This window comes from Streptococcus sp. DD10 (genome assembly GCF_001578805.1).
Lineage (GTDB): Bacteria > Bacillota > Bacilli > Lactobacillales > Streptococcaceae > Streptococcus.
Genome location: NZ_KQ969157.1, coordinates 12,037 through 16,960 on the forward strand (window position 1 = coordinate 12,037; position 4,924 = coordinate 16,960).

General features: G+C 38.8%; 6 protein-coding genes. 5 read left to right on the plus strand and 1 reads right to left on the minus strand.

The annotated features are described in order from the left end of the window. The coding region (locus STRDD10_RS11355; protein ID WP_231853327.1) for an HDIG domain-containing metalloprotein at positions 1-629 on the plus strand (629 nt) is incomplete at its 5' end. Positions 630-1,066: 437 nt separating this feature from the next. Here STRDD10_RS11355 and STRDD10_RS00045 read toward each other — a convergent pair. After that, the gene (locus STRDD10_RS00045) at positions 1,067-1,936 is read right to left on the minus strand and encodes a YitT family protein (RefSeq protein ID WP_067191950.1); all 870 of its coding nucleotides are present in this window, start codon (positions 1,934-1,936) and stop codon (positions 1,067-1,069) included. Positions 1,937-2,071: 135 nt separating this feature from the next. On the opposite strand from STRDD10_RS00045, the gene tmk reads away from it, so the two are divergent. From tmk to rsmI, 4 genes are read left to right on the plus strand one after another with little or no spacing between them, the layout of a single operon-like run. Beyond that, positions 2,072-2,704: a dTMP kinase gene (tmk, locus tag STRDD10_RS00050; RefSeq protein WP_067192984.1), complete on the plus strand. Its 633-nt coding sequence runs from the start codon at positions 2,072-2,074 to the stop codon at positions 2,702-2,704. Beyond that, positions 2,704-3,588, plus strand: a complete 885-nt coding sequence (locus tag STRDD10_RS00055) for a DNA polymerase III subunit delta' (protein ID WP_156468571.1) — start codon at positions 2,704-2,706, stop codon at positions 3,586-3,588. The genes tmk and STRDD10_RS00055 overlap by 1 nt, the downstream gene beginning before the upstream one ends. 15 nt (positions 3,589-3,603) lie before the next feature. Further along, positions 3,604-3,921, plus strand: coding sequence for a DNA replication initiation control protein YabA (yabA, locus tag STRDD10_RS00060; RefSeq protein ID WP_067191955.1), 318 nt, complete (start codon positions 3,604-3,606; stop codon positions 3,919-3,921). Between the two features lie 8 nt (positions 3,922-3,929). Further along, a complete protein-coding gene (rsmI, locus tag STRDD10_RS00065; RefSeq protein WP_067191957.1) occupies positions 3,930-4,787 on the plus strand; it encodes a 16S rRNA (cytidine(1402)-2'-O)-methyltransferase in 858 nt (285 codons plus the stop codon). Positions 4,788-4,924: the final 137 nt, after the last annotated feature.

Consider the following 4,924-nt stretch of genomic DNA (forward strand, 5'->3'; position numbering starts at 1 on the left):
CACCAAACCTCCATCCAGATTTGATGAAAATCATGGGGCGTTTGCAGTTCCGGACTTCATACGGACAAAATGTCCTTCGACATTCCATTGAAGTGGCAAAACTGTCTGGCATTATTGCGAGTGAGTTGGGAGAAAATGCTAGTCTTGCAAAACGAGCAGGATTCCTACATGATATTGGAAAATCAATCGATCGCGAAGTAGAAGGCAGTCATGTTGAGATTGGAACCGAGTTGGCTCGGAAGTACAAGGAGCATCCAGTTGTAGTGAACACGATTGCAAGTCACCATGGTGATGTAGAAGCAGAAAGTGTCATTGCAGTGATTGTTGCAGCAGCAGATTCGCTTAGTGCTGCTCGTCCTGGCGCCCGTAGTGAATCACTTGAGAACTACATCAAACGACTACAAGACTTGGAAGAAATTGCCAATAGCTTTGATGGCATCAAGAGCAGCTTTGCACTTCAGGCTGGTCGTGAGATTCGCATCATGGTAAATCCAGGTAAGATTAAGGATGATAAGATTACGGTTCTTGCTCACAAGATTCGTGAAAAGATCGAATCCAACTTAGAATATCCAGGAAATATTAAGGTTACAGTCATTCGTGAAACACGAGCGATTGATTATGCCAAGTAATTGGGAGTGGAACGGAACTCAAAATTGAAAATTTTTAGTTCCTAGTCCTACCCCCAAGGATGATAAGGAATTCATATAGAGGCTGAAGACGATTGTCTCAGCCTTTTTTGTTTGCTTTTTTTACTAAGACAAGATAGGGTGGAAAAAATCCTTCATCACTAGGTTAATAAACTCAATCAAGCAAAGGTAGTGTTAAGAAAGGGCAGTAAGTGTCTAATACTCTTCGAAAATCAAATTCAAACCACGTCAGCTTCGCCTTACCGTACTCAAGTACAGCTTGCAGCTAGCTTCCTAGTTTGCTCTTTGATTTTCATTGAGTATAAACAGCGCTAGATAGGAGGTTCAGCTAGAGAAAGGTGATAATCGTTTGGCGGCATTTCCCTGTCTAACAATAAAAGGAAGAAATAAAAAAACCATCAGTTTTTATTTTCTGATGGTTATCTGTTCATTGGTTGCTTGTTTTCATCAAGGGTGAAGCCTTCTCCCAAGATCTCATGAGCATCCGTGATTGTGATAAAGGCTGTTGGATCGATGGCGTGAATGAGTTCTTTCATAGCCTTTATTTCACTACGACCAACGACACAATAAATGATGTCTAAATGCTCTTGGCTATAATATCCCTGACCTTTTAGATAGGTAACTCCACGACCGAGATCATCGTTGATCCGTTTGGCGAGAAGTTGCGAATTATGAGTTACGATAAGGAATCCCTTGCCCGCATAACCTCCCTCACCAATCAAGTCAATAGCATGTGAAACGATATAGACGAAAATAAGTGTATAGGCCACAGTGCGTGGGTCTTTAAAGACTATGAGGGTTAGGACAAGTACACAGGAATCAATAATGAGCATGAGTTTTCCCATGGAAATGGTAGTGTATTTATTGAAAATACGTGCGATAATATCAGACCCACCTGTAGTTCCTCCAGCGTTAAAGATGATACCAAGTCCAGCACCCATGACAATCCCTGCTAGAAGACTAACGATAATAAGATCCCCTTTTAGGTCAATCGTGAAATGCAAGCGTTCAAATAGCGCTAACCAAGCAGAGACACTGAGGGTACCAAGCAGGCTAGAGTAAAGAGATTTTCGACCTAGAATTTTCCAGCCAACAATAAAAATAGGAATGTTGAAAATCAAGTTCATAAGCGAGACAGGTAGATTAAACAAATACTTCGTAATAAGGGTAATCCCCGTGATTCCACCTTCAAACAAATGGTTGGGAACGATAAGATAGTTAATCCCAAAGGCAAAAAGCCCAGCACCTAAAATAATAATCAAACTGTCTTTAATAGAAAGTTCTTTCATTCTCTCACCTCAAATTTTTCTATCCATATTATACCAAATCTTAACCTAAAAAGGTAGGGGTTGAAAGGTTTTCAAAAAAGTTTATTGATGTCAGATTTTTTTGATGTTTTTTGGTAAAATAGAAATATGAAGAACTTGAGAAATGGATTGTTGATTTCACTTGAAGGTCCTGAGGGGGCTGGAAAATCAAGTGTACTGGAGAAAATCGTAGAAAAGTTAGAAGCGGATGGACTGGATTACATCACCACTCGTGAACCTGGAGGTGTCGAAATCGCTGAGCGAATTCGTGAGGTCATTTTAAATCCTCATCATACCAATATGGATGCAAAGACAGAACTCCTTCTTTACATTGCTAGTCGAAGACAGCATTTAGCGGAACGGGTTCTACCTGCATTGGCTTCAGGTAAGATTGTTCTAATGGATCGTTTTATTGATAGCTCTGTTGCTTACCAGGGGTTTGGTCGTGGACTTTCAGTTACGGATATTGAATGGTTGAATGATTTTGCGACAGACGGATTAAGACCAGACTTAACACTATACTTTGACCTACCTGTTGAAGAGGGCTTAGCACGGATTGCAAAAGATGGAAATCGTGAGGTCAATCGCTTGGACTTAGAAGGTTTAGAACTTCATCGTCGTGTCAGAGAAGGCTATCTTTCGATTTTAGAAAAGGAATCGGATCGCTTTGTAAAAATCGATGCACGTCCAGCTCTTGAAACAGTTCTTGCAGATTCCCTCGCTATTTTGAAGAAACGGTTTCATCTATGATAACAAAAGAAGAATTGCAAAACCTTCAACCGCAAATCTATCAATATTTTTTAAACGTTTTAGAAAGAGAGAGGCTACATCATGCTTATCTCTTTTCAGGAAACTTTGGAAGTTTTGAGATGAGTCTTTTTTTAGCGCAAAGTTTATTTTGCACGGAAAAAGTAGGTGTGGAATCTTGTGGACAGTGCAGATCTTGTAAACTGATTGCAAGTGAGGAATTCTCCGATGTGACCATTGTTCGTCCAAGTAACCAAATTATCAAGACGGAACGAGTTAGGGACTTGGTCAAAGATTTTTCACGTTCTGGAGTAGAAGGCAGCAAGCAAGTATTTATTATCGTTGATAGCGACAAAATGCATGTCAATGCAGCTAACTCTTTGCTTAAAGTAATCGAGGAGCCACAAAGTGAGGTTTATATTTTTTTATTGACGGCAAACGAGCAGAAGGTGTTACCTACGATAAAAAGTCGTACTCAAAAAGTACGTTTTCCTAAACAGGAAGCTTTGTTATCCGACTATCTAGAACGTACCGGATTGTTAAAAACACAAGCGAATTTATTAGCTGGTTTTGCTCAAAGTATGAAAGAAGCAGAGAGTCTTAGTAAGAGTACAGTCTTTTTTGATTTGGTTCAAGAATTGGAGCGGTTTACAAAGTTATTGCTAAATCAAGAAGCAACAGCTTTTCTACAAGTTGCTAAACTAAGTCAACTGTGTGATGAAAAAGAAAAGCAGAGTCAGGCTTTTCGTCTATTGGAACTTTTGTTGGCTTCACAACTGGAACTCAAGCAAAATCGTCTTTTTTTAGATAAACTAGTTTTAGCTCGAGAAATGTGGTCTGCAAATGTTAGTTTTCAGAATGCTCTTGAATATATGGTGCTAACCTAGCAACGTGGAGGAATAATGGATAAAAAAGATTTATTTGATGCCTTAGATCAGTTTTCACAAGAGTTATTAGTAACTCTAGCTGAAGTAGAAGCTATAAAAAAACATTTAAAAGAAGTCATTGGTGAAAATACAAAATTAAGATTGGAAAATGAAAAATTAAGAGAACGTCTAGGAGAGGTAGTTGAAAAACCACAAGTTCACAAGAACCATCAGGGACGAGATAATCTTGAAAAGATTTACATGGATGGTTTTCACATTTGTGTGACATTTTATGGGCAAAGAAGAGAAAACGATGAAGAGTGTATGTTCTGTGATGAACTCCTCTTTAGATAGGAGCTGAAGTGAGTAGAAAGCGTAGTTTTAAACAAAATGAAGGGTGTCTTTTTTTAGTGGCTACACCTATTGGGAATATGGAGGATATGACTTTTAGGGGGATTCAAACACTTGAAATAGCTGATTTGATTTTAGCAGAAGATACGAGAGTTACAGGACTTTTGTTGTCTCACTTTTCGATTAAAACTCCCCAAATGAGCTTTCATGAACACAATGCTCGAGTGAAGATTCCTGAAATCATGCAACGGTTACAAGCTGGTGAGAAGATCGCACAAGTATCGGATGCCGGTATGCCATCTATATCGGATCCAGGGCATGATTTAGTGAAGGAGGCTATCTCAGCAAATATAGCAGTAGTAACGATTCCTGGAGCAAGTGCAGGAATTTCAGCTCTGATTGCTAGTGGTTTAGCTCCTCAACCACACATTTTTTATGGTTTTTTGCCAAGAAAGTCCGGCCAGCAAAAAGACTTTTTTGAACAAAAAAAGATGTATCCAGAGACACAGATTTTTTACGAATCTCCTCATCGCATTCAAACGACCTTGGAAAATATGTTAGACATCTATGGGAATCGTCAAGTGGTAATTGCTAGAGAACTCACAAAGGTCTATGAAGAGTATATTCGAGGGACGATTTCAGAAGTCATTGCGGATATCAGGGGAAATGATATTAAAGGGGAATGCATAATCTTAGTTGAGGGGGTTACGGAGACGGCTCCTAAACTCGCAGCAAACCAGTCTGCTAAGCAGTTTGTTGAAGAGCTTATCGCTCAAGGAATCAAAACAAATGCTGCAATTAAGCAGGTTGCAAAAACATATGGTCTTAATCGACAAGATGTTTATAAACAGTACCATGATATCACTTAATTTTTAAATTTAGAGGTCAAAAATAGTTTCTCTTCAAAACGGGCAGAATACTTTGGAGAGGGACTTTTTGCTATTCTATAAATTAAAAACAAGGTTAGTTTTTTAACAAGTAATAATAAAAAAAGAGGCTGAAAATT